This window comes from Pseudomonas sp. P8_241, assembly GCF_034008315.1.
Taxonomy (GTDB): domain Bacteria; phylum Pseudomonadota; class Gammaproteobacteria; order Pseudomonadales; family Pseudomonadaceae; genus Aquipseudomonas.
The window spans coordinates 987,678-1,013,053 of record NZ_CP125377.1; the positions used below are offsets into that span (position 1 = coordinate 987,678).

The following is a 25,376-nucleotide window of genomic DNA, read 5'->3' on the forward strand; positions in this document are numbered from 1 at the left end:
AGAGGCAAGCTGCAAGTCAAAGCAAATTCGCTTGAGGCTTGCAGCTTGTCGCTTGTAACCGCCCTCAGATACTCAGACGCATCGACAGGTCGACTGCCTTTACATCCTTGGTCATCGCACCAATCGAGATGTAATCCACCCCGGTCTGCGCAATCGGCAGCAGCGTGCTTTCATTGATCCCGCCGCTGGCCTCCAGTTTTGCCTTGCCGGCGTTCAGCCGTACGGCTTCGCGCATGTCATCCAGGCTCAGTTCGTCGAGCATGATGATGTCGGCACCAGCCGCCAGTGCTTCCTTCAATTCATCCAGACTTTCGACTTCGATTTCGACCGGCTTGCCCGGAGCGATCTTGTGCGCGGCGGCGATGGCCTCGGGGATGCCGCCGCTGGCAGCAATATGGTTTTCCTTGATCAGGAAGGCGTCGTAAAGGCCGATGCGGTGGTTGTGGCATCCGCCGCAGGTGACGGCATACTTTTGCGCCAGCCGCAGCCCCGGCAGGGTTTTGCGGGTGTCGAGCAATTTGACCTGAGTTTCGGCAACGAAATCTGCCAGGTATTGTGCGCGGGTGGCTACGCCCGAGAGCATTTGCAGGAAGTTCAGGGCGCTGCGTTCGCCCGTCAGCAGTGAGCGTGCCGGACCTTCTAGGTGGAAAAGCACCTGGTTGGGCACCACTCGTTCGCCATCAGCGACTTGCCAGTGCACCGCGACGCGGGGGTCCAGTTGCCGAAAAACGGCATCCACCCAGGCTGTGCCACTGATGACTGCCGCGTCCCGGGTAATGATGGTGGCTGTGGCCAGGCGTTCGGCCGGTATCAGCTGCGCAGTGATGTCGCCGCTGCCGATGTCTTCGCGCAACGCACGGCGTACGTTGGCTTCAATTTCAGCGTTCAGATCGGCGAGTCGTAGATTCGGCATAACGGGCTCCACAAACAAAGTGTTCCGATTATAGGGGCATGGCGCGGGCCAACCCAAGATGCGAAACGCCGCCGTCCTGTATTTGGTTGAATCCCCGACCAATCGCTTGTGAGAACGCGATATCCCCAACCCCTCAATCGCGGCAAGTGATCGCGCCCGGAGGGGCTATCGCGGCATACTGTCGCCAACACAGTCGTCATTGAAGGAACCGATATGCAGTTGGACCCCGCGAGCGGATGGTTTCAGGGCGTGCAAATATGCCCCTCACCCAACTTCAATGCGCGCCCCGAGGGCGAAGTTTCCCTGCTGGTGATCCATAACATCAGCCTGCCACCGGCGCAGTTTGCCACTGGCAAAGTGCAGGAGTTTTTCCAGAATCGCCTGGATGTCACGGAGCACCCCTATTTTGCAGGGATCGCTGACCTGCGGGTGTCAGCACATTTTATGATTGAACGAGATGGAACCGTTACCCAGTTTGTTTCGTGCCTTGAGCGCGCATGGCACGCGGGCGTTTCGTGTTTCGAGGGACGGGAAACCTGTAACGATTTTTCGGTGGGCATCGAGCTCGAAGGCACGGATGATCTGCCATTCACCGATGCACAATACCGCGCATTGACGGCGCTGACCCGGCAATTGCAACACGCCTTCACTGCGATAACGACACAGCGCATCTGCGGGCATAGCGACATTGCACCCGGGCGCAAAACCGATCCAGGGCCGGCATTCGACTGGGCACGCTATCGTGCCGCCCTGGCACAAGAGGAAGGACAATGAGTTTTCTGGTGTTGCTGTTGGCGGTCTGGATCGAGAAATTCTCGGCCCTTCGTCACCGGGTTCAGCACGATGGTGGCTGGGTAAGCGAGCTGCACAAGCTTGAGGCCAGCCCGCGACTGGAGAGCCGTCCGTGGCTGATATTGACGGTTCTGGTGTTGTTGCCAGTCGCTCTGCTGGGGTTGCTGCTGATTGTGTTGGAGCCGGTGGCCTACGGATTGCTGACGCTGCCGATTCACTTGCTGGTGGTGATTTACAGCCTGGGGCGCGGTGATTTGCTGGCGGGTCTCGGGCCGTTCCGCGATGCCTGGCGCCGGGAGGATCTGCAAGCCGCGGCCCATGTGGCGAATCGCGATCTCGGAATCTGCGCCGACAGTGGTGAACAGCTGCTGGAAAGGGTGGAAGGTTATTTGTTGTGGGAGGCGTACCAGAGTTTTTTTGCGGTGATTTTCTGGTACTTCCTGCTCGGTCCGGTTGCGGCGCTGAGTTATCGACTGCTGGCTCTGGCGCAGGAACATAGCCAGAACCCGGCCGTCGTCGAACGGGCGGCCCAACTGCGTCACGCGTTCGATTGGGTGCCGGTGCGCCTGCTGGCAGCCAGCGTTGCCCTGGTCGGCAATTTCGTTGCGGTCAGTCGAGTGATGCTGCATGAGTTGCTGAACTGGAACATCAGCGCCGCCCAACTCATCGAGAAAGTCGGGCTGGTGGCGGGTGAAATTCCCGCTCCGGTGGTGGGACCTGAAGGCATCAACAACTTGGACCGGATCTGGGAGCTGCTGCTGCGTGCCGCGGTGCTGTGGTATGCCGGATTTGCGCTGTGGACTGTTTTTCGGCCCTGATTTCTGCCTGGAAATAAAAGGTCGCATTCATTGGGCGCTGCCGGTGCCTGCGATCTTTGCCGTTTACCTTAAGTTACAAAGCCTTCCGCCGATTTAAGTTATACAGAGATAGCACCGCATAGTGGCTATCTGCTGTCGGTCTGCGGCTGCTCATAAAAAAAATAAGAAATCGAAGGGAGACATCCAGTGAAGAGCTTGCTCTATCCCGCTGTCGCGCTGATGAATCGCTTGAGCTTCGGCATGAAGTTCAGCCTGATCAGCGTACTGTTCCTGGTGCCGATGCTGGTGACCAACTTTTATCTGGTGCGCGACTCCTATCGCGAGTTTCAGGGTACGCAGGTCGAGCTGCAAAGCCTTGAACTGTTGGGCAGCAGCCTGACATTGCGGCGTGATCTGGAAACGCTGAACAACCTGGTGCAGATCAATGTCACCCTCGGCCAGTCCGGCAAGGCCGGCAATGTCGAATCAAAAATCAACGCGCTCGAACAAACTATCCTGAATCGCCTTCAAGGGCTGACGGCGATGACCACCGAACCCGAGCAGGTCGCGGTGTTCGACGGTAAACGCGATGAAATGATTGCCGCATTCAAGGCCCAGCAGGCGGAAAACTCCCTGCAAAGCAAAAGTGCGCTGATCGGCAAGCTGGTGGGCAATGCACAGGTCTTCAGCCAGGTCATCACCACTCAGGCCGGACTGAGTCGCGACAACCAGAGCGACATTCGTCAACTCAGCGAACTCGTCACCCTAGTAACTCCCCGCGTAACCCAGATCCTTGGCGAAGGTCGGGCGATGGGTTCCTATTCGTTGGGGCAGGGTTTTATCAACTCGGCTTCCAGTACCCGTTTCGATGAATTGCTGGCGCAAATTGAAAAGCTCCAGGCCGAATATGCCTTGAAATTGCAGGACGCCTTGAGCTCCAGCAAGGCCGCACGCGATTCCTTGGCCGCGCAAGCCGATAGCAGCCGGGTGTCTTTGAAGAAGGCCAGCGAGCTGTTCGAGGAGCAGGTGGTCATGGCCGATACCCTCGATGCGCCGTGGCAGGGCTTTTACGATCAGGCGACTGCCCTGATGGATCAGACCTACCAGCTCAACGAAGCGACCCTGAAGTTTCTCGGCCCTCAGTTGCAACAACGACTGGAGCAGAACCGCACTCACATGATCTTGCAGGCCGTGGCGCTGTCGGTGGTGTTCGTGCTGATTTTTTATCTCTACGGCGCTTTCTACGCCTCGACCCGCACCACGCTCAAGCGCTTGGGTGCGATGATGGACAAAGTGGCATCGGGTGACATGACCGTGACTTTCAGCGCCAATAGCCGCGATGAACTGGGCGAGTTGGGCGAAGTGTTTAACGGCACAGTGAAAAAAATCCATGACCTGATCGAACGGGTCGGGCACACCGTTAGCGAAGTCGAGCGTCAAGCCGGGCAGGTGGAAAACGTTTCGGCGCAGAGCAACCAGGCTGTCGCCGGCCAGCGCACGCAGATCGAGCAAGTGGCTACGGCGATGAATCAGATGTCGGCGACTTCTCAGGAAGTTGCACGCAGCGCGGCGGCGGCGGTGAGCAGTGCGCACAGTGTCAACGACGAGACCATCAGCGGGCGCGGTCTGGTCGAATCCCAGCAGGGCAGCATTACGGCGCTCGCCAATGAAATCGATCAATCCGTGGTGGTGATCAATCAACTGGCCAGTGACAGCCAGTCGATCAGCCGCGTGCTGGAAGTGATCAAGAGCATCGCCGAGCAGACCAACCTGTTGGCGCTCAACGCGGCGATTGAAGCCGCACGGGCCGGTGAGCAGGGTCGTGGTTTTGCGGTGGTGGCGGACGAAGTCCGGACCCTGGCCAAACGCACTCAGCAGTCGACCGAAGAAATCGAGCAGATGATCACCAAGCTCCACGGTGGCGTCGGCGCAGCGGTCAAGGCCATGGGCATCAGCCATCAGATGGCCAATGGCACGGTGAGCCAATCGGAGAAGGTCCAGCAGGCGCTTGAGAACATTCTCGGTGCGGTCGGCATGATCGTCGACCAGAACCAGCAAATCGCGGCGGCGGTGGAGCAGCAAACCGCTGTGGCTCACGACATCGACCAGAACATCGTCGAGATCAACCGCGCCGGCGAGCGTACCGCCGAGGGGGCCCACCAGACCGAAGATGCCAGCCGTGCGTTGTCGATGCAGGTGGTGGAGTTGAAGCAGTTGATCAGTGCGTTTCGGGTATAGCGGTCGCCTGATAATCCATCTGGGAGCGAGCCCTGCTCGAACGCGGTTTGTCAGTGACATCAATATTGGCTGTGCCGCCGTCTCGCGAGCAGGTTGGGTGTGTTACTGGGTGGTTTCGTAGTGCTTTTTCCCTTTTAGGGTAGGAGTCTTCCTGATTATCTCCCTGAGCTGGAAATTGAGCTTCAATCAAGGGAGATTACACGGCCAACCACATGGAGGAGGCAGGGTTATGTCTTTTGCAAAAACAGGAATCCAGGGCCGCTGCGCCCATTGCCAGCGCACCCTGTTACTCAAGGCCTGGCAACTCAATGCCATTGCAATCAACGAAGCATTCACCTGTTCCCACTGCCAGAAATTTTTGCAGCTGAGCGATCCGAAACAGATCAAACGCTTCAATTCACTGGACTCGGTGGCCATGTTGAAGGCAAGCCTGTTGGTCACGATTTGTACAGCATTATTGGTGGCGTTAGTGCTGGAGTGGGTCGGAATACTCAGCGTGGTGGAACAACTGAATTTTTCTCTGTTGGCGATTTTCGTGTACTTCATCGCCCTGCGGTTTGCCCGCCAGCGCCAGCACATGACGTTGTTGCTTGAGGCCGCAAGGGCTCACATCGACTGATCACCAGTCGAACAGTTCACAGGCGTTAGCGGTACTGGCCGCGGCCAATTGCTCGGGACTGATCGCCATAATCCCTGCCAGTGCCGCGCAGATCGCCAGCAGATGCGCCGGGCTGTTGCGTTGACCGGGGAACATGGCGGGCGCCATGTCCGGGGAGTCGGTTTCCAGTACCACAGCATCCAGCGGCAGCTCGGCGAGCACGCGGTGCATGCGTAGCGCTTGAGGCCAGGTCGCGGCGCCGCCCAGGCCGAGTTTGAAACCCAGCCTGATGTATTCCCGGGCTTCTTCGCTGCTGCCAGCGAAAGCGTGGATGATGCCGGCGCGCTTGAGTTTGAAGCGCTTGAGCGTGGCGATCACTGCGGCATGGCTGCGCCGTACATGGATCAGCGCTGGAAGATTGAAGTCCGCCGCCAGCTGCAGCTGTGCGTCGAATAATGTCTGCTGGCGTGCGCGGTCAAGGGATTCGATAAAGTAATCCAGACCGATTTCACCGACGGCGCACAGTTGCCGATGGCCAGCCAGGCGCGTCAGCCAGTCGCCAAGTTCGCTCAAATGTTCAGGGCGATGATCGTCCAGATACACCGGATGCAAACCGAACGCCGCATACAGGTCGGGATCGCTTTGCACCAGCTCCCAGACCCGCTGCCAATTGCCTTGATAAACCCCCAGCACCACCATGCGCCGCACGCCGAGTGCGCGGCTTTCGTCCATCAACGCCTGACGATCAGCGTCAAAATCCGGAAAATCCAGATGGGTGTGGGTGTCGATCAGTTCCACGGCTCAGTCCTGACGAATCCGCTGCTTGAACGTCCGCCCGATGGCCTGCACGCCAGGCTGGTAATCGGACTGTTCGATGGCGGCCAGGGCCAGCGCGAGGGCCTTGTCGGCAATCAGCTGATGTTGTTGGGACATGGCGTTGACCGGCAGCGGCAGGAAGTCCAGCAGTTGCGTGTCACCGAACGTGCCGAGGCGTAGCGGACGGTTTTTCAGCGGGAAGTCGTGCAAGGCGTCGAACACACCCTGGAGCAGCACGTAGGAAGTCGTCACCAACGCATCGGGCAAGTGCCCCAGGCGCTGCAGCAGATCTTCCATCAGTTGCTTGCCGCACTCGCGGCTGAAGGACTCGCCTTCTTCGATGAGAATTTCACCGTTGAATCCGGCCAGGGCCTCTTTGAATCCGCCGGCGCGCTCTTGGCTGATACTCAGCTCCGGACGGGCGCCGATCAGCGCGATCTGTTTGGGCAAAGGATCGAGCAGGCTGCGGGTCAGATGCAGGCTAGCCTCGCGGTCGTCGCTGATCACCGAGCAAAAGTGCTCAGGGTCCATGACTCGGTCGATGGCGATGATCGGAATGCCTTTGGCCTGCAACTGGCGATAGCTGTCGTCACCGGCCGGCAGGCAACTGGCAACGATCAAAGCGTCGCAGCGTCGGGCGCGGAATAGTTGCAACAACTGCCGCTCGCTGTCCGGTGCATCGTCGGAACTGGCGATCAGCAACTGATAGCCACGAGCTCGCGCACCTTGTTCCAGCAATTTGGCGATACGGGCGTAACTGGGGTTTTCCAGATCCGGCAGAATGAACCCAAGCGTTCGGGTGTGCCGGCTGCGCAAACCGGCGGCCTGTGGATTAGGCGTGAAGCCATGTTGTTCGACGACCGCCCGCACGCGTTCGACGGTGGCGCGGCTGATGCGCTGCTGTTCGGCCTTGCCATTGATGACGTAGCTGGCAGTGGTAACGGACACACCGGCCAGCTGGGCAATATCACTGAGTTTCAACCCGCTGTTTCCTTGTTTTTTCGAGTTAGCCCCGAGATTTTCGTCAATCCTAACCGATTCAGGCAGGCGACCATGGTCGCAACGCATCCGACAAGTTGAGCTTCAAGGATGGGTCATTATCGAGTAACGTGCCATTCATTCTAGATTAAACGTTTCAGCAGGCGTATTTTCTGCGTTGTAGGCGGCTTTTGCAGGTTCTGCCGTAAACCGCCAAATGTAACGACCCAGCGCCTAAACTGAACCATTCAAAACAATACCTGGCTCCCCGAGGCGCCAAAAAGGAGAAAGCATGCTCGAGCTGACCATTGAGCAGATATCCATGGGCCAGTCGGCTGTGGATAAATCCGCAGCGTTGCAGTTGTTGGCCGGGCATCTGGTCAACGACGGGCTGGTTGCAGAGGGGTATCTCGCCGGATTGCAGGCACGGGAAGCCCAGGGCTCGACCTTTCTCGGTCAAGGCATTGCCATCCCCCACGGGACGCCACAAACCCGCGATCAGGTGTTCACCACCGGTGTACGGTTGATGCAGTTTCCTGAGGGTGTGGATTGGGGAGACGGTCATATTGTCTATCTGGCCATCGGGATTGCCGCCAAGTCCGATGAGCACCTGCGTCTTCTGCAACTGCTGACCCGCGCCCTCGGTGAGACTGATCTGGGGCAGGCCCTGCGCCGCGCCAGTTCCGCTGAAGCGTTGTTGAAATTGCTCCAGGGCGCGCCGCAGGAACTGGCGCTGGATGCACAGATGATCGGCTTGGGCGTGGCGGCTGAAGACTTCGAAGAGTTGGTCTGGCGTGGCGCACGTTTGCTGCGCCACGCCGATTGTGTGAGCAATGGTTTCGCCGCCGTATTGCAACAGGTCGAAGCGTTGCCGCTCGGCGATGGCTTGTGGTGGTTGCACAGTGAGCAAACGGTGAAGCGCCCGGGCCTGGCCTTCGTGACACCCGACAAACCGCTACGTTACCTCGGCCAACCACTTAATGGTTTGTTCTGCCTGGCCAGCCTCGGCGAAGCTCATCAAACCCTGCTCGAGCGTTTATGCGCGCTGCTGATTGAAGGCCGTGGCCACGAATTGGGTCGCGCTACGAGCAGTCGCAAGGTGCTGGAAGTCCTGGGCGGTGAACTGCCGGCAGATTGGCCGAGCGCACGCATCGCGCTGGCCAACGCCCACGGGCTGCATGCGCGCCCGGCGAAGATCCTCGCGCAACTGGCGAAAAGTTTTGACGGTGAAATTCGCGTACGCATTGTCGATCGCCAGGACAGTGCGGTGTCGATGAAGAGTTTGAGCAAGTTGCTCAGCCTCGGTGCCCGTCGTGGTCAGGTGCTGGAAATCATCGCCGAACCGTGCATCGCCACCGATGCATTGCCCGCGTTGCTGGCTGCCATCGAAGAAGGCCTGGGTGAAGAGGTCGAGCCATTGCCGGCAGTGAGCGCGCCTCGCGAAATGTCTGCCGATATCGCCGACGTGCTGCTCGCGCCAACGTCCGGCAGTCAGGTCCAGGCTATCGCTGCCGCGCCGGGCATCGCCATCGGCCCGGCTCACATTCAGGTGCTGCAAACCATCGAATATCCTTTGCGCGGTGAGTCGGCTGCGGTCGAGCGCGAGCGACTCAAGCAAGCGTTGGCGCAGGTGCGCCGGGACATTCAGGGCTTGATCGAGCGCAGCCAGGCCAAGGCAATTCGCGAAATTTTCATCACCCATCAGGAAATGCTCGACGACCCGGAGCTGACAGACGAAGTCGACACCCGTCTCAAGCAAGGCGAAAGCGCTGAAGCCGCGTGGATGGCTGTGATCGAAGCGGCGGCCCGCCAACAGGAAGCGCTGCACGATGCATTGCTCGCCGAGCGTGCCGCTGATTTGCGCGACATCGGTCGTCGTGTACTGGCGCAACTGTGCGGTATTGAAACGCCGGGCGAGCCCGATCAACCGTACATTCTGGTGATGGACGAAGTCGGTCCGTCCGATGTGGCGCGTCTCGATCCGGCGCGCGTGGCCGGGATTCTCACGGCCCGTGGCGGCGCGACGGCGCACAGCGCCATCGTCGCCCGCGCGCTGGGGATTCCGGCACTGGTGGGCGCCGGCCCGGCGGTGTTGTTGCTGGCACCGGGCACGCCGTTGTTGCTCGATGGCCAGCGTGGACGTCTGCATGTGGACGCCGATGCAGCGACCTTGCAACGCGCCACCGCCGAGCGCGATACCCGCGAGCACCGCCTGAGGGCCGCGGCTGAACAACGTCATCAACCGGCGCTGACCAGCGATGGCCATGCCGTCGAAGTGTTTGCCAATCTTGGCGAAAGCGCCGGTGTCGTCAGTGCGGTGGAGCAGGGCGCCGAAGGTATCGGCCTGCTGCGCACCGAACTGATTTTCATGGCGCATCCGCAAGCGCCGGACGAAGCAACCCAGGAAGCCGAGTATCGTCGCGTGCTCGATGGTTTGGCCGGGCGTCCGCTGGTGGTGCGAACCCTAGACGTCGGCGGCGACAAACCGCTGCCGTATTGGCCGATAGCGAAGGAAGAAAACCCGTTCCTCGGCGTACGCGGTATCCGCCTGACCTTGCAGCGCCCGAAGATCATGGAAGTGCAGTTGCGCGCCTTGTTGCGGTCGGCCGACAACCGACCATTGCGGATCATGTTCCCGATGGTCGGCAGCGTCGACGAGTGGCGGCAGGCCCGGGACATGACGGAACGCTTGCGCCTGGAGATCCCGGTCGCAGACCTTCAACTGGGGATCATGATCGAAGTCCCGTCCGCTGCATTGCTGGCGCCTGTCCTGGCCAAAGAGGTCGACTTTTTCAGCGTCGGCACCAATGACTTGACGCAATACACCCTGGCCATTGACCGCGGTCATCCGACACTGTCTGGTCAGGCGGATGGCTTGCATCCCGCCGTGCTGCAACTGATCGACATCACCGTGCGAGCAGCCCATGCCAATGGCAAATGGGTGGGTGTGTGCGGTGAGTTGGCGGCTGATCCGCTGGCGGTGCCGGTGCTGGTCGGGCTGGGTGTGGATGAACTCAGTGTCGGCGGTCGCAGCATCGCCGAGGTCAAGGCGCGGATTCGCGAACTCAGCTTCACTCAGACTCAAACCCTCGCCCAACAGGCTCTGGCCGTGGGCAGCGCCGACGAAGTGCGCGCATTAGTGGAGGCCCTGTAATGGCCCGGATTCTCACCCTGACCCTCAACCCGGCGCTGGACCTCACCGTCCAATTGCCACGCCTGGAGGCTGGTCAGGTCAACCGCAGCGACGTCATGCACACCCACGCGGCCGGCAAAGGCGTGAACGTGGCGCAGGTATTGGCCGACCTCGGGCATCAACTGACCGTCAGCGGTTTCCTCGGCGAAGACAACCTGCAAGCGTTCGAAACCCTGTTCGCCAAACGCGGTTTTGTCGATGCTTTCATCCGTGTTCCCGGCGAGACCCGCAGCAACATCAAACTGGCGGAAAGCGATGGACGCATCACTGACATCAACGGCCCCGGACCTCACGTCGATGCAGCGGCGCAGCAGGCATTGATCCAGAGACTGGAGCAGATCGCACCGGGGCATGACGCGGTCGTTGTCGCCGGTAGCCTTCCCCAGGGTGTCAGCCCTGAATGGTTGCAGACGATGATCCTGCGTTTGAAAAGCCTCGGTCTGAACGTTGCCCTCGACACCAGCGGCGACGCATTGCGTGCCGGGCTCAAAGCGGCGCCTTGGCTGATCAAACCCAACATTGAAGAACTGGCTGGAGTGTTGGACTGTGACGTGGTTTCGGTCGTTGCCCAGGCTGAAGCAGCGGAGCGATTGCATGCCCAGGGCATCGAGCATGTGGTGATTTCTCACGGTGCCGAGGGTGTGAACTGGTTCAGCGTCGGCTCGGCACTGCATGCCACACCGCCAAAGGTCAGCGTCGCCAGCACAGTGGGCGCGGGCGATTCGTTGCTGGCGGGGATGCTTCACGGTTTGCTCAGCGCCGACACGCCCGAGCAAACCTTGCGCACGGCCACGGCGATTGCCGCGATGGCGGTGACCCAGATCGGTTTCGGCATTGACGATGCAGCGCAACTGGCGCGGCTCGAGCAGGGGGTGCGCGTGCGTCCCCTGACAGAACAATAAGAGGGTTTGTCATGAAGTTAGCCATTGTTACGGCCTGCCCGAACGGCATGGTTACCAGTGTGCTGTGCGCCCGGTTGCTGGACGCCGCGGCCCAGCGTCAGGGCTGGAGCACCAGCGTCGAAGTCAGCGATGCCGCACACCCTGAGCACCAATTGTCGGCCGCGACCATCGACGATGCCGAGTGGGTATTGCTGGTAACCAGCGCGCCGGTGGACATGTCCCGATTTGTCGGCAAACGTGTGTTCCAGAGCGCGCCGGCCCAGGCCCTGCAAGATGTTGATGCGCTGCTGCGACGCGGTGCTCAGGAAGCGCAGGTGTACGCGGCGCCCGAAGCGGTTGTCGAATCCGTCGCCGTTGCCCACAACGTCCCGCGACTGGTCGCGGTCACCGCCTGCCCAACCGGCGTGGCGCACACCTTCATGGCCGCCGAAGCCTTGCAGCAAACGGCCAAGCGCTTGGGTTATGACCTGCAAGTTGAAACCCAGGGCTCGGTCGGTGCACGCAATCCGCTGAGCGCTGCGGCGATTGCCGAGGCTGATGTGGTGTTGCTGGCGGCGGACATCGAAGTCGCCACTGAGCGATTCGCCGGCAAAAAGATTTACCGTTGCGGCACCGGGATTGCCCTCAAGCAAGCCGAAGCGACCCTGAAAAAAGCCTTGGCCGAAGGCAAGCAGGAAAGCGCGTCCACCGGGACCAGCGCACCGGCCAAGTCTGAGAAAACCGGCGTTTACAAACACCTGCTGACCGGTGTGTCGTTCATGCTGCCGATGGTGGTGGCGGGCGGTTTGATGATTGCGCTGTCGTTCGTGTTCGGCATTACGGCGTTCAAGGAAGAGGGCACGCTGGCGGCGGCGCTGATGCAGATCGGCGGCGACACCGCGTTCAAGTTGATGGTGCCGTTGCTGGCGGGTTACATCGCTTATTCCATTGCCGACCGTCCGGGCCTTGCGCCGGGGATGATTGGTGGCTTGCTGGCGAGTACCCTGGGCGCCGGTTTTATCGGCGGGATCATTGCCGGTTTTCTCGCCGGTTATGCAGCCAAGGCGATCAACCGTTATGCACGTTTGCCGCAAAGCCTTGAGGCGCTGAAACCGATCCTGATTATCCCGTTGCTGGCGAGTCTGTTCACCGGTCTGGTGATGATTTACGTGGTCGGCAAACCGGTGGCCGGAATGCTCGCCGGGCTGACGCATTTCCTCGACAGCATGGGCACCACCAACGCGATCCTGCTCGGCGTGTTGCTGGGCGGCATGATGTGCGTTGACCTCGGCGGACCGATCAACAAAGCCGCGTATGCGTTTTCGGTCGGGCTGCTGGCGTCGCAGAGTTATGCACCGATGGCAGCGACCATGGCCGCCGGCATGGTGCCGCCGATTGGCCTGGGCATCGCCACCTTCATTGCTCGGCGCAAGTTTGCTCAGACCGAGCGCGAGGCTGGTAAAGCGGCGTTTGTGCTGGGGCTGTGTTTCATCTCCGAAGGGGCGATTCCGTTTGCGGCGAAAGACCCCTTGCGGGTGATTCCGGCAAGCATTGCCGGCGGCGCGCTGACCGGTGCGTTGTCGATGTATTTCGGCTGCAAACTGATGGCGCCCCACGGCGGGTTGTTTGTGTTGGCGATTCCGAATGCGATCAATCATGCGCTGCTTTATTTGTTGGCGATTGTGGCGGGGAGTCTGTTGACGGCAGTGGCGTATGCGCTGGTCAAACAGCCTGAGACGGTGGGGTTGGCGCTGGAGCCTGTCAAGGCGTAGATCAAAAGATCGCAGCCTTCGGCAGCTCCTACACAGGCAGATTGCGAACACCTGTAGGAGCTGCCGCAGGCTGCGATCTTTTCGCTGTCACCTCTACTTCATCCAGCCATGCTTTAGTTTTTCCATTTCAGGGAGAACACCATGAGCGAATTCGATCCCGGGCGTCGCCGGGTCATGCAAGCGGTTGGTGCCGGATTGCTGTTGCCGGGGCTGGCGCCGGCGGTGATTGCGTCGGTCAAGGATCGGCCGCAACTCACGGATGGCGTGCAGTCCGGTGACCTTTTGGGCGACCGGGCGATTATCTGGAGTCGCAGCGACCGTCCCGCGCGGATCGTGGTCGAGTGGGACACCCGCAGCGTGTTCACCAACCCCCGACGATTCGTCTCTCCCCTGGCCGATGCCCGCACTGATTTCACCGCCCGGGTCGAACTCACCGGGCTGCCCGCCGATCAGGCGATTTTCTATCGTGTGCAGTTTGAAGATGCCCAGACCGGCGTGACCAGTGAGCCCTGGTTCGGCCACTTGCGCAGTGTGCCGCAGACCCGCCGCGACATCCGTTTTGTCTGGAGCGGCGACACTGCCGGGCAAGGCTTCGGCATCAACCCGGACATTGGCGGCATGCGCATTTATGAAGCCATGCGTCGGCGCCTGCCGGACTTTTTTATCCACAGCGGTGACAGCATTTACGCCGACGGTCCGGTGCCGGCGCAACTGATCACCGAAAACGGCCGGGTATGGCGCAACATCACCACCGAGGCCAAGAGCAAAGTGGCTGAGACCGTGGATGATTACCGCGGTAATTACCGCTACAACCTGATGGACGAAAACATCCGCCGTTTCAACGCCGAAGTCCCGCAGATCTGGCAGTGGGATGACCATGAAGTGGTGAACAACTGGTCGCCGGACAAGCAACTGGATGGGCGCTATCTGAGTAAAGATATCCCCAGCCTGGTGGGGCGTGCACGCCAGGCCTGGCTCGAATATGCGCCGATGCGGTTGCAGAGTGCCGACGGTGGCGGGCGGATTTATCGTCAGCTCGGTTACGGGCCGCTGCTTGATGTGTTCGTGCTCGACATGCGCAGTTATCGCGGTGCCAATGACGACAATCTCGGTGCTGCAAAACCGTTCCTTGGGCGCGAGCAACTGGACTGGCTGAAGACGTCGCTCAAAGCGTCGAAAGCCCAATGGAAAATCATCGCCGCCGACATGCCGATTGGCCTCGGCGCGGATGACGGCCACGTCCGCCTTGGTGTTCCGCGCTGGGACGCGGTGGCCAACGGTGATCCCGGACCGGCCCAGGGGCGCGAAATGGAAATCGCCGAATTGCTCGGTTTTCTGCGAGCACAACAAGTGCGCAATTTTGTGTTCATTACGGCCGATGTGCATTACTGCGCCGCGCATTTCTACCATCCGGACAGGGCGGCGTTTCAGGATTTCGAACCGTTCTGGGAGTTCGTCGCCGGGCCGCTGAATGCCGGTAGTTTCGGGCCGGATACGCTGGATAGAACCTTCGGCCCGGAGGCGGTGTTCGTGAAAGCTGCGCCGATGCAAAACGCTTCACCGTTTGCCGGGTATCAGTTTTTCGGGGAAGTGAATATAGACGGGCAGAGCGGGGAGTTGAGCGTGGTGTTGCGGGATCTGGATGGGGTTGCTGTATTCGAGCAGAAACTACAACCGGTTTGATTAACCCTTAAATCCCTGTAGGAGCGAGCCTGCTTGCGAAGGCGTCGTGTCAGTCAACATCATCGTTGCTGACACTCCGTTTTCGCGAGCAGGCTCGCTCCTGCAGTGTGATGTGGTGAATCAATAGACGTCGCGGCGGTAGCGGCCTTGTTCTATCAGACGTTCGACTTCGGCGGCGCCAAGTAGGTCGTTGAGCACCTGATCCACGCCTGACGCCATGCCCTGAAGGCTGCCGCAGATGTAGATCACCGCACCGTTCGCCAGCCATTGTTTCAACTCGTCGGCCGACTCGCGCAGGCGATCCTGTACGTAGATCTTTTCCGCCTGGTCCCGTGAAAACGCCAGGTCCAGCCGTTCCAGATCGCCAGCGATCAACCATTCTTCCAGCTCATCGCGGCACAGGTAATCGTGTTCGCGATGGCGCTCGCCAAACAGCAGCCACTGGCGCTGCTGACCATCGGCAATCCGCGCCTTGAGCAGGCTGCGCAACCCGGCGAGTCCGGTGCCATTGCCCAGCAGAATCATCGGCACCGGTTCGGCCGGCAGATGGAAGCCACTGTTGCGGCGCACGCGCAGGCTGATAGCGCTGCCGACGGGGGCGTGTTCGGTCAGCCAGCCCGAGCCGACGCCGAGGTTGCCATCGGCATGCACTTCCTGGCGCACGATCAGCTCCAGCATTCCATCGGCCGGGATCGAGGCGATCGAGTATTCGCGCATGGCCAGGGGCACCAACGCATCGGCCAACGCTTGCGCATGAAGGCCGACCAGATGGCTGCGGTTTTCCGGCAGTTGACGGCTGGCAAGCGCTTGCTCGAGGGTTTCCTCCAGGCCGTTGATCTGCACCTTGGTTTCGCCGTGAATGCCCATCCCGTCGAGGAAGTGCTCGATGACCCACGGGCAATTGCGCGGCATCACTTCCACCAGATCCCCTGCCAGCCAGCTGCTGGTGGAGGGCGATTTGAGGCCCAGCAAATACACCGGTGAACCACTGCTGTGCGGGTTGAGCAGTTCGCGGCGAGTCAGGGTCCAGTTGTCGTAGCCCGGGGCCTGCCAGGTATCCACCGGTGCCTGACCGGTCAACAGGCCCAGCTGCTGTTGCCAGTGACGCAAGGCATAAGGATCGCCGCTGTCGACCTCCACCGGGGCGAAGAGGGTCTTGCCGCCATGCTCGCCGAGCCAGGTGTGCAAGCGTTTGGCGAAACCGCAGAAATGTTGATATTGACGGTCACCCAGTCCGAGGACCGCATAGTTCAAACGCTCTAGGCTAGGCGTACGGCCCAGCACTTTGCGTTCGAACCCGCGGGCGCTGTCCGGTGCTTCGCCGTCGCCGAAGGTGCTGACCACGAACAGTGCATTGTCCGAATCATGCAAGTCTTGCTCGCTGACGTCGGCCAATGGTTGCACCTTCACCGGTAAGCCAGCGGCCTGCAATTGCCCGGCGGTTTGCCATGCCAGTTGCTCGGCAAAACCGCTTTGGCTGGCGAAACCGATCAGCCAGGCCGGCCCATCACTGTCCGTCTGCACGAGACCGCTGCGAGTGTCCTTGATCTGGCGTTTCTTGCGGCGGCGATCGAGGTACAACAGCCAGCCAGTGACGAAGAACAGCGGCATGGTCAGGGAGGTGATCATCAGGAGGATGCGCCCGACAATGCCGAAGTAGCTGCCGACGTGCAGCGCGTAGATGCTGGTCAGCAGTTGTGCCTTGAAACTCTTGTCGCTGTAGCGATCCACTCGCTTGACCACGCCGGTGGCCGGGTCGAGGGTGATCTGGTTGAGCGCACGATCGTGAGGCGAATCTTTCAACAGGAAGTAAACAGTCGCGGGTTGGCCAGCCACTGGCGGCATGCGCACGTTGTAGGAACTGAGCTGCGGGCCTGCCGCACTGTAGATGCTACTCCACATCGCCGCGTAATCGGCCGTCGGTGCCGGGCCACTTGGCCCAGGGCCGCGACCGCCGCGAACGCGCTCATTCTGTGGCGAATCGGAGAGCAAGCGGGTCAGCCCCTTGTTGTACCACTCATAGGACCAGGACAGGCCCGTCAGCGCCGCCAGGAGGTAAAACACCAGGCACCAGGTGCCGGCCACCGAATGCAGGTCCCAGTTGAAGCTGCGGCCCTTTTTCTTCCAGTCCAGGGTCAGCCAGGCACGCCAGCTTTTCCACTGACGAGGCCAGCGCAGGTAGAGACCGGACAGGCAGAAAAACACCAGAATCAGCGTGCAGGCACCGGTGATCTGCCGCCCGGTGTCGCCCATGGCGAGGAAGCGGTGCAGGCGCAGCATCAGGCCAAAGAAGTCCTGACCTGTGGCGTCACCAAGGAATTCAGCGGTGTACGGGTCGAAGTAGCGCATCTCGCCGCGGCGTTCGCCCGGTGGCGGGGTGAAGAACACCTTTGCGGCATTGCCGCTGTCGGTTTCCACCGTGAGCATCGAGACTTTTTTGCCTGAAGCGCCTTCGATTTTCTCAACCAGTTCGGCAGGCGGCAGGACGCCGGCCACCTGTTTCTCGACCTGCAACACGGAAGGGTTGAGCGCGCTCAGGATTTCATCCTGAAAGGACACGCTCGCGCCGGTGATGCCCATCAGGGCCAGGACCAGCCCGGCGCTGATGCCGAAAAACCAGTGCAACTGGAACAGGGTTTTCTTCAACACGTCACTCGCCTTGTTCGTTCGAAATTGTCATCACGGCGCGCATTATGCCGTGGGGTTGTCGAGAAGCATTCTTTTTTACGTACAAAAGCCCCGCTCATCTGGATGAACGGGGCCTGGTCCAACACCAACTATGTCGGAGCGAGCTTGCTCGCGAAAAACTCGAGAACGACGCGGGGTGTCAGGCTAGGCGCGTTATCGTTGACGATCATCGCGAGCAGGCTCGCTCCTACATTGATCAGAAGTGGAAGTTGGTGCTCAACAAGGCGGTACGACCGGCCGCCTGGTTGGCGAAGTGAGTCGAGAACGCTTTGTCGTAGTAGGTTTCGTCGGTCAGGTTCTGCACGTTCAATTGCAGGTCGACGTTTTTGGTCAGCTTGTAGGCCGCCATCGCGTCGTAACGAACGTAGGAATCAACCATGGTGGTGTTGGCGGCGCTACCGAATACGTCGTCGACATAGAACGCACCGCCGCCGATGGTCAGCTTCGGCGTGACTTGATAAGTGGTCCACAGGCTGGCGCTGTTTTTCGGCGTGTTCGGCAGCTCGTTACCATCGTTGGCCTTGTTGGCCGGCATGTCACCGCCATCGATTTGCTCGCTGTCCATGTAGGCATAACCGGCGAAGACTTGCCATTTATCGGTGAGCTTGCCGGTGGCCGACAGTTCGAAACCTTGAACGCGGGTTTTGCCGACGTTTTCGTAGGTAGTGGTGTTGGTCTGCACACGAGCGTTGTCTTTTTCGGTGCGGAAGATATCCGCTGTCAAGGACAGACGATCGTTCAGCAGATCCCACTTGGTACCGATTTCGTAGTTCTTGGTGGTTTCCGGCTCCATGTCGCTGCTTAGCAGGTTGCCGTTGCGATCCGGGGTGCCGCCCAGCGGGTTGCCGTCCTGACCTTCGCCAAGTGTGGAGCCTGGTGGGGTGGCAGACGTCGCGTAGGACGCATAGATGCTGCCGTTTTCCGCCGGCTTGTAAACCACGCCGAATTGACCGGTAACGAACTCGCTGACGTCATCGCCCTTGGAGGTCGTGGTGCCTGCGGCGTTGTAGGTTTTGTAGTCGGTGTCGAAATGGTCATAGCGCAGCCCCATGTTCACCAGCCATTGTTCGGACAATGTCAGAGTGTCGAACACGTACAGGGCGTAGGTTTTAGCCGTGGTGTCGGTGCCGGCATAGTTGCGGGTAATCGAGCCATTCCATGGATCGCTTGGGGTCGGGTTGGACAGCGAGGTGCAGTTGTAGCCGCTTGGCGCACCGATCAGTGCCGGCGAGCAGTTGGTGGTGGCGGCCGCTGTGCCAGGCGTGGTGTCGGTATTGACGGTGTACGACGACTTCTGGCTTTCCTCGCGGCTCAACTCGATACCGGTGGCGAAGCTGTTCTTGAAGCCGGCGATGTAGACATCACCAAACAGGTCGGTCTGGTTGGTCGTCGTTTCGGTGTTGCTGACGCGAGTGTTGGCCCGGCGCCAGACGCTGCCATTGTTGACGTTGCCCTTGCTGTCGTCCGGCTGCGTCAGGATGTAGTCCTGCATGCTGTTGCCGTGGCGCAGGGTGTTCTTGACGGTCAGCGCGTCGCTCAGGTCGTGCTCAATGGCGATGGTCGACGTATCGGTGCGACCCTTGCGGAAGTCGCGATCATTCAGACCATAGAAGTTGCTGCTGTCGCCACCGTCGTTCGGTTTGTCCGGATTGGACTTGGTACGCGCTGTCGAACCTGCGGCCGGGATCGAGTAAGGAATACCTGAATCCGGGGTGTCGTTGCTTTCGAGATGGTAGTAGTCGAGGTTGACGCGGGTGTCGGTGCCCAGGCCGAAGGCAAGGGATGGCGCGACGCCCCAGCGGTCATAGTCAACGCTTTCACGGCCGGCGACATTGCTCTCGTGGCTCATCAGGTTCAGACGGCCAGCGGCCGTGTCAGTGAACTGATAGTTGCCGTCGAAGGTATAGCGCTGAGTCTGGTCGGAACCCCAGGTGAAACCACCGTCGAGCGAATCGCCCACGTGGGCTTTTTTGCTCACCAGGTTGATGCTGCCGCCAGCAGCGCCTCGACCACCAATCGCCGAGTTCGGGCCCTTGCTGACTTCGATCGATTCAACGGCGAAGATCTCGCGGCTCTGCGAACCGGTATCGCGCACGCCGTCCAGGTAGGTATCGCCCTGGGCGTCGAAGCCGCGAATGAACGGACGGTCGCCCTGTGGGTTGCCGCCTTCACCGGCACCGAAGGTAATGCCTGGAACGGTGCGCAGGGCGTCCTGCATGTTCATGGCGCCGGTGTCTTTGAGGACTTGTTGCGGAATAACGGTGATCGAGCGCGGCGTGTCTACCAGCGGCGCGGTGTACTTGGGCGAGGAGGCTTTCTCGACGTTGTAGGAAGTCTCGTCCTGGGCTTCGCCGGTAATGGCGGTGGCGCCCAGGGAAATCACGTTACCCGGTGCTTTTTCGTCGGTCTTTTCCGCCGCGAAAACCATGTGTCCCGCCGAGCCGGCAGTGATCGCCATGCCGATGGCCGATGCGAGCAAACGTGGTGAACTGACCGGTACTTGTGGTTGTGAACGTGACATTTTGGACTTCCCCTCCCCAAGGATTTGAGGCGGCGAAATATAGGGTAAACACGTATTCGTATCAATTGCGAAACATTACTATTTGCACTGAATTTACATTCTTTACAATTTAACCTTACGGTTTTTACTGTTTCGTTCGTCCGGTGGGTTTTACATAGGCAATAAGAATCAATACCATTGCCATCCCTTTGCCATCTGGTGTCGTTGTCATGCTGCTGCACATCCCCGGCCTGTTCGAAAAAGACGAAGTGCAGCGTATTCGCCAAGCGCTGGAGCAGGCTGATTGGGCCGATGGCAAGATCACCGCAGGCTTTCAGTCGGCCAAGGCCAAGCACAATCTTCAACTGCCGGAAACCCATCCGCTGGCCAAGGAAATCGGTGCGGCCATGCTTGAGCGACTGTGGAAAAATCCGCAGTTCATGTCTGCTGCGTTACCGCACAAAGTCTTTCCTCCGTTGCTGAACTGTTACACGGCCGGCGGCAGTTTCGATTTCCACATCGACAACGCCGTGCGTCAGCCCAAGGGCAGTATCGAGCGAGTGCGCACCGACCTCTCGGCTACGTTGTTCTTCAGCGAGCCTGAGGACTACGACGGCGGGGAGCTGGAAATCCAGGACACCTTCGGCACCCAGCGGGTCAAGTTGCCCGCTGGCGATATGGTGCTGTACCCCGGCACCAGCCTGCACAAGGTCAATGCGGTCACGCGAGGAGCGCGATACGCCTCGTTCTTCTGGACCCAGAGTCTGGTGCGCGAGGATAGCCAGCGCGCACTGTTGTTCGAGATGGACGGCGCCATCCAGCAACTGACCCGGGACCTGCCGGATCATCCATCGCTGATTCGACTCACCGGCACTTACCACAACCTGTTGCGTCGCTGGGTCGAGGTGTAAGTGGCTGACTTTCGTTTACGCCGCGAGGAAGTGCTTGACGGAGAGCGGTTCAAATCCATGCTCGACGAAAGCCCGGCTCGCGCCGCGCAGGCCGTACTTATTGCCGCCCGCCAGGGCGAAGTTGAAGCCCAGGCCTTGCTCGGGCAGATTCTGCTGGACGGGCAGGGAATCGCCCAGGACCAGCCGCTGGCGCTGCGCTGGTTCGAGATCGCCGCTCGCAATGGGCATTTGATGGCGCGCAACATGCTCGGTCGTTGTCATGAGCATGGTTGGGGTTGTGTTGCCGATGCGTCGGTTGCTGCGCGGCATTATCGGGTTGCGGCAGAAGCCGGGCTGGATTGGGCGATGTACAACTACGCCAATCTGTTGGCGACCGGGCGCGGCATGATCCAGGATCCGCAACAGGCTTTGAGTCTTTATCGGCTCGCGGCAGACCTCGGTCATGCAAAATCCATGAATCTTCTGGGACGCTATCTGGAAGACGGCCGATTTTGCCCGGCGGACCCCGCTGCCGCTTTTGAGTGGTATCGGCGGTCTGCCGAGGGAGGAGACTTTCGTGGGCAATTCAGCTATGCAGCGGTACTGGCGAGCGATGGAAAAATCCAAGAAAGCCTGGTGTGGTTACACAAGGCATTGACGGCGGGGAATCTGAACTTCCTTCGTGTCAGCGGCGAGGCTCTGCTCCACGCTCCTTACCCCGAATTTCGGGCGCTGGCGCCATGCTTTCAGCAGCGCGCTGTTCAATTGCAAAGTCGGGCGCGTGTTTGAACATCTCGGTATTGAGGCGAGCGAAAAGGAACTGCTCAGGTTTTTCACTCGCATCAATCGAAGTTGCCGCAATTAGCCGGTTTGAACTCGGATTAGCGCTGCCACTCCTCGCGGATAGACTTCAAGTGCTTCATGAAAATACCTGATTGTTCGATGTAGCGTTTGATAAACACTTCTAGACCATCGGTCCCGTCAGGTGCGGTAAGCTCCAGAAATTTATCAATGGCGTCCACGAGAACACTCATTTCTTGCGTAAAGATTTCTCTCAGCGCTTGCACAGACTGGAATTCCAGTAGCTGATTTTTTTGGATCTGCAGGTTTTTCACATCTTCAATGAAGCGATTCAAATTACTGCGGCGGTCATCCAGTCGTTCTTGGATCTTGCGCCTGGCCTGGATCAAGTTATCATATTTTAATTGGTCACTGATTAAGTCGAGGATCTTGCCGGCAGCAGCAAGGCCTTTCTTGATAAGTTCGACTTGAGGGGCGGACAGGTTGAGGCTGGTGAGTTGTTCGGCGGTCAGAAGAACACCTTTGATGAGCGAAAAAGTGTCTATCGCTTCAATGGCTTTTATCGCCTCGTTCAGATGCGTTTCTTCTTTTTTCAGCTGTGCTATTACCTGTTCTTCTTCTGGGATGTATGGCGCGTTGTTATTGATTGAGGTTTCCAGTTCTTTGATTCGATACTCGTTATCGCTGAGTGTCACTGCCTTCAGGTTTATAAGGTTGTTGTTCAGGGTGCTCAAGTGTTTTGAGGTGCTGACTGTACCGCTTTCAATTAATGATTTTATTTCTTTGTAATAAATTTTTATCGCCTCCTCCTGTTCCGGTGTGGGTGCTTTAAGTCTCAGTGTTTCAGTAATGTTATGAAGGTCGGTAATTTCAGTGGTGGAAAAAGCTGTGGAGATCAGGGTCAAGGCGCTGAGTGCCTGTTTGTCAGTTAGGTTTATTTCTTGCTGAAGCGCGTTTAATTGCTCTGCGAGTACGGGTAAATAAATAGTGCTCAATGTGCGAATCTTATAATTGAGTGCTTCCCTGTTATCCTTGATTAGCTTTATGTTGGGCTTGGGATATTGAAACGAATTGAATAATGTATGTACGGCCATGATTGTTATGCCTTTAAAAGATAGATTTATGGTGGGTCGAATTTAAATTTTCAGAATGTCAGGCGTTGCTAAGTGAATTGTTAAAGGCAGTCAACAAGTCGCCGGCCTGCTTTTTGATAGTTAACCAGTTTTCCCTTATTGCTTTTAGTTTCGAGACAAAAAGCACGAGATACATGGCGTCGGTAACCCCATTGAGTTTGTTGCTGGAAGAGTCAATATAACTTTCAATCAATTGCCAGAAGCTTTCGAGGTTCGATGAACTGCCTTCAGCTCCCTCAATCCGGACCTGGAGGTCCTGAAGGTTGGTTTCAAATGTTCGCAGCGACGAAAGGATCTCATGGGTGGTTGCGATGTTTGCTTCGACGTCTCGTCGTTCCTCGATTAGCAGGTTCATTTCATTTCGAGCTTGCTGGGCCTTGATTCCATATATGCTGGACGTGATGATAAGACCCACGAAACCACCGAACAATCCCCACCATTTGGACTGTGAATATTTTTCGATTTCCGCCATTTTTTCGCTGATACGCTGGTCTAGGGTTTCGAGCCTTTGATTCAACAATTTTACTTCTTCATTAAAATTGTGGCTGTTGAGAAGGGCTATTTTCAAACCCAGTGCCGGCTTCAACGAATTAGTGATCTCCCGTTTGAATGTGGCAATCTGATTTTTAGTGAGCTGTGTGCTTTTGCTGTGTTCAGTAATGACTGATTTTAGGTCTTCAACCAGATCCAGTAATACCGGGATTTTTTTGTTTTTCATCTCCGGTTAATTGGATTTCTGGCAGATTGTCGATTTCCTGTTGAGTCAGGCCATTGATTTTACCGACACCAGTCGTGTAGCTGGGTAGCTGAGTCAGGTAGTCAATAATGGATTGGCTACTCGAAGTGAAGTTGTCGGCAAACACATGAAGGTCCGAGCCAACTTTCTTCATGCTGGATTCCAGTGGTGACCATGTCGCTGCATGGTTTCTCATGGCGTTAAACAAGGCCTGTATATCGGCGGATTTAAGTCCGATGATGTTTAGTCGGTCGTACTTGTGTAGCTGTTCTATTTCATTGGTTTTGATGGGTAGTACTAGTGCTTCAGTGACATATCGTTTGATTTTTCTTATGTCTTCATTTGTAATCAATAATCCTTTGTCACGCTCTACGCCTTCGAGGGTTCCAGAGGCGGCGCTAATGAAGTCTGATGTCAGTGAGTTGAGTTCTTCAGTGGTAATGGAATGATTTTTAATGGCCAGCATGTAAATACCTTTTGTGTTTTATGTCATGGGGTCTCGTATCGCCAATGAAAAGTAATGGTGGTTGTTATTTAAGTTAAGTCTGGAAGGTTTTCAATGTGTGTCAGGCAGGAGGTTGAGTTCTGTATGTTGCTGCTTGTATTGGGTGAGGGATGGATTTTCACATTGAAACTTAATATGTTTTTGTTGGTTGAGTGTCAAAGGTGAAATTCAAGTAAAAAAAAGGCCTGCGATTACTCGCAAGCCTTTTTTATAAAACGGGTTGAGTTTAAACGTAAAACGACTTCAACGGCGGAAAGCCATTGAATTCAACCGCGCTGTAACTGGTGGTATACGCTCCGGTCGACAACCAGTACAGACGATCACCGATGGCCAGGTTCAGCGGCAGGCCGTACTTGTAGTTTTCGTACATGATGTCGGCGCTGTCGCAGGTAGGGCCGGCGATCACGACTTCTTCCATCTCGCCTTTCTTCTCGGTCCAGATCGGGAACTTGATGGCTTCGTCCATGGTTTCGATCAGGCCGGAGAATTTGCCCACATCCGTGTACACCCAACGCTCGACCGCTGTACGGGATTTACGCGCGACCAGTACCACTTCGCTGACCAGAATGCCGGCATTGGCGATCAGCGAACGGCCTGGCTCGAGGATGATTTCCGGCAGGTCGTCACCGAAGTCTTCCTTCAGGAAACGGATTATTTCTTCGGCGTAGGTTTCCAGGCTGTTGGTGCGGGTGATGTAGTTGGCCGGGAAACCACCGCCCATGTTGATCAGCTTCAGGTGGATGCCGTCTTCTTCTTTCAAACGCTCGAAGATTACTTTGACCTTGGCAATCGCCGCGTCCCAGACGCTGATGTCGCGCTGCTGCGAGCCAACGTGGAACGAAATGCCGTAAGGCACCAGACCCAGGTCGCGAGCGAGGATCAGCAGGTCCATGGCCATGTCGGTCTGGCAGCCGAACTTGCGCGACAATGGCCAATCAGCGGTGGTGGAGCCTTCGGTGAGGATGCGTACATAAACTTTCGAGCCCGGTGCAGCCTTGGCAATGTTGCGCAGGTCGGCTTCGGAGTCGGTGGAAAACAGGCGCACGCCCTTCTCGTAGAAGTAGCGGATGTCCTTGGACTTTTTGATGGTGTTGCCGTAGCTGATACGGTCGGCGCTGACGCCGCGATCCATCACTTTGTCCAGCTCGTAGATCGAGGCGATGTCGAAGCTCGAGCCTTTCTCTTTGAGCAGGTCGATGATTTCAACGGCCGGGTTGGCCTTGACCGCGTAGTAGACCTTGGCGAATTCGAAACCGGCGCGCAGGTCGTCGTAGGCCTGGCTGATCATCGCGGTGTCGATCACCACGAACGGGGTTTCGTGCTTGTCGGCGAACGCCTTCATTTTGTCAAAAGTGGCGCGCGCGAAATAATCTTCGACCTGGATCGACATGCTGGGAACTCCTACTGGCAAACTGAAATTAACAATGGGTGCAAATGAACGTCCTCCGTATCCCCACTTTGG

The 25,376-nt window shown here is 58.2% G+C and carries 19 protein-coding genes; 10 read left to right on the forward strand and 9 right to left on the reverse strand.

The window, feature by feature from the left end:
* Positions 1 to 64: 64 nt before the first annotated feature.
* A complete protein-coding gene (gene nadC / locus QMK58_RS04345) occupies positions 65 to 913 on the reverse strand; it encodes a carboxylating nicotinate-nucleotide diphosphorylase (protein WP_053154405.1) in 849 nt (282 codons plus the stop codon).
* A 213-nt stretch (positions 914 to 1,126) separates the two neighbouring features.
* On the opposite strand from nadC, the gene ampD reads away from it, so the two are divergent.
* The 4 genes from ampD to QMK58_RS04365 all read left to right on the forward strand — a co-directional run bounded on the left by ampD (position 1,127) and on the right by QMK58_RS04365 (position 5,359).
* Positions 1,127 to 1,687 carry a 1,6-anhydro-N-acetylmuramyl-L-alanine amidase AmpD gene (ampD, locus tag QMK58_RS04350; protein WP_053154408.1) on the forward strand — a complete coding sequence of 187 codons (561 nt, stop codon included), beginning with the start codon at positions 1,127 to 1,129 and terminating at the stop codon, positions 1,685 to 1,687.
* On the forward strand, positions 1,684 to 2,523 hold the full coding sequence (ampE, locus tag QMK58_RS04355; RefSeq protein ID WP_053154411.1) for a regulatory signaling modulator protein AmpE: 840 nt from the start codon (positions 1,684 to 1,686) through the stop codon (positions 2,521 to 2,523). Before ampD ends, ampE begins: the two co-directional genes overlap by 4 nt.
* 1,512 nt (positions 2,524 to 4,035) lie before the next feature.
* The gene (locus tag QMK58_RS28890; RefSeq protein WP_371259752.1) at positions 4,036 to 4,740 is read left to right on the forward strand and encodes a methyl-accepting chemotaxis protein; all 705 of its coding nucleotides are present in this window, start codon (positions 4,036 to 4,038) and stop codon (positions 4,738 to 4,740) included.
* Positions 4,741 to 4,969: 229 nt separating this feature from the next.
* Positions 4,970 to 5,359 (forward strand): hypothetical protein, encoded by a 390-nt coding sequence (locus QMK58_RS04365; RefSeq protein WP_320395918.1) that lies wholly within the window; start codon positions 4,970 to 4,972, stop codon positions 5,357 to 5,359.
* Here QMK58_RS04365 and QMK58_RS04370 read toward each other — a convergent pair whose 3' ends face one another.
* The gene (locus tag QMK58_RS04370; protein ID WP_320395919.1) at positions 5,360 to 6,136 is read right to left on the reverse strand and encodes a TatD family hydrolase; all 777 of its coding nucleotides are present in this window, start codon (positions 6,134 to 6,136) and stop codon (positions 5,360 to 5,362) included. It lies immediately after the preceding gene.
* A 3-nt stretch (positions 6,137 to 6,139) separates the two neighbouring features.
* Positions 6,140 to 7,135 (reverse strand): catabolite repressor/activator, encoded by a 996-nt coding sequence (cra, locus tag QMK58_RS04375; RefSeq protein ID WP_053154424.1) that lies wholly within the window; start codon positions 7,133 to 7,135, stop codon positions 6,140 to 6,142.
* Positions 7,136 to 7,424: 289 nt separating this feature from the next.
* On the opposite strand from cra, the gene ptsP reads away from it, so the two are divergent.
* The 4 genes from ptsP to QMK58_RS04395 all read left to right on the forward strand — a co-directional run bounded on the left by ptsP (position 7,425) and on the right by QMK58_RS04395 (position 14,661).
* Positions 7,425 to 10,286 carry a phosphoenolpyruvate--protein phosphotransferase gene (gene ptsP / locus QMK58_RS04380; protein WP_320395920.1) on the forward strand — a complete coding sequence of 954 codons (2,862 nt, stop codon included), beginning with the start codon at positions 7,425 to 7,427 and terminating at the stop codon, positions 10,284 to 10,286.
* On the forward strand, positions 10,286 to 11,227 hold the full coding sequence (pfkB, locus tag QMK58_RS04385; protein ID WP_320395921.1) for a 1-phosphofructokinase: 942 nt from the start codon (positions 10,286 to 10,288) through the stop codon (positions 11,225 to 11,227). The genes ptsP and pfkB overlap by 1 nt, the downstream gene beginning before the upstream one ends.
* Positions 11,228 to 11,238: 11 nt before the next feature.
* Complete coding sequence (locus QMK58_RS04390) at positions 11,239 to 12,978, forward strand: PTS fructose-like transporter subunit IIB (protein WP_053154433.1); 1,740 nt, start codon at positions 11,239 to 11,241, stop codon at positions 12,976 to 12,978.
* A gap of 141 nt (positions 12,979 to 13,119) precedes the next feature.
* Positions 13,120 to 14,661 carry an alkaline phosphatase D family protein gene (locus QMK58_RS04395; RefSeq protein WP_053154436.1) on the forward strand — a complete coding sequence of 514 codons (1,542 nt, stop codon included), beginning with the start codon at positions 13,120 to 13,122 and terminating at the stop codon, positions 14,659 to 14,661.
* A 120-nt stretch (positions 14,662 to 14,781) separates the two neighbouring features.
* Here the strand turns inward: QMK58_RS04395 and QMK58_RS04400 are convergent, their stop codons facing one another.
* The gene (locus tag QMK58_RS04400; protein ID WP_320395922.1) at positions 14,782 to 17,310 is read right to left on the reverse strand and encodes a sulfite reductase flavoprotein subunit alpha; all 2,529 of its coding nucleotides are present in this window, start codon (positions 17,308 to 17,310) and stop codon (positions 14,782 to 14,784) included.
* A gap of 235 nt (positions 17,311 to 17,545) precedes the next feature.
* Positions 17,546 to 19,870 carry a TonB-dependent receptor gene (locus QMK58_RS04405; RefSeq protein ID WP_053154442.1) on the reverse strand — a complete coding sequence of 775 codons (2,325 nt, stop codon included), beginning with the start codon at positions 19,868 to 19,870 and terminating at the stop codon, positions 17,546 to 17,548.
* Between the two features lie 209 nt (positions 19,871 to 20,079).
* Between QMK58_RS04405 and QMK58_RS04410 the strand changes: the two genes are divergently transcribed.
* A complete protein-coding gene (locus QMK58_RS04410) occupies positions 20,080 to 20,760 on the forward strand; it encodes a Fe2+-dependent dioxygenase (protein WP_053154445.1) in 681 nt (226 codons plus the stop codon).
* Positions 20,761 to 21,528, forward strand: coding sequence for a tetratricopeptide repeat protein (locus QMK58_RS04415; RefSeq protein WP_320395923.1), 768 nt, complete (start codon positions 20,761 to 20,763; stop codon positions 21,526 to 21,528).
* Positions 21,529 to 21,620: 92 nt separating this feature from the next.
* Here the strand turns inward: QMK58_RS04415 and QMK58_RS04420 are convergent, their stop codons facing one another.
* The 4 genes from QMK58_RS04420 to QMK58_RS04435 form a co-directional block, all read right to left on the reverse strand.
* Positions 21,621 to 22,634 (reverse strand): alpha-xenorhabdolysin family binary toxin subunit B, encoded by a 1,014-nt coding sequence (locus QMK58_RS04420; RefSeq protein ID WP_053154451.1) that lies wholly within the window; start codon positions 22,632 to 22,634, stop codon positions 21,621 to 21,623.
* 58 nt (positions 22,635 to 22,692) lie between these two features.
* A complete protein-coding gene (locus QMK58_RS04425) occupies positions 22,693 to 23,391 on the reverse strand; it encodes an alpha-xenorhabdolysin family binary toxin subunit A (RefSeq protein WP_320395924.1) in 699 nt (232 codons plus the stop codon).
* A complete protein-coding gene (locus tag QMK58_RS04430; protein ID WP_320395925.1) occupies positions 23,351 to 23,875 on the reverse strand; it encodes a hypothetical protein in 525 nt (174 codons plus the stop codon). The genes QMK58_RS04425 and QMK58_RS04430 overlap by 41 nt, the downstream gene beginning before the upstream one ends.
* Before the next feature lie 265 nt (positions 23,876 to 24,140).
* Positions 24,141 to 25,304, reverse strand: a complete 1,164-nt coding sequence (locus QMK58_RS04435) for a type III PLP-dependent enzyme (protein WP_053154457.1) — start codon at positions 25,302 to 25,304, stop codon at positions 24,141 to 24,143.
* Positions 25,305 to 25,376 lie beyond the last annotated feature (72 nt).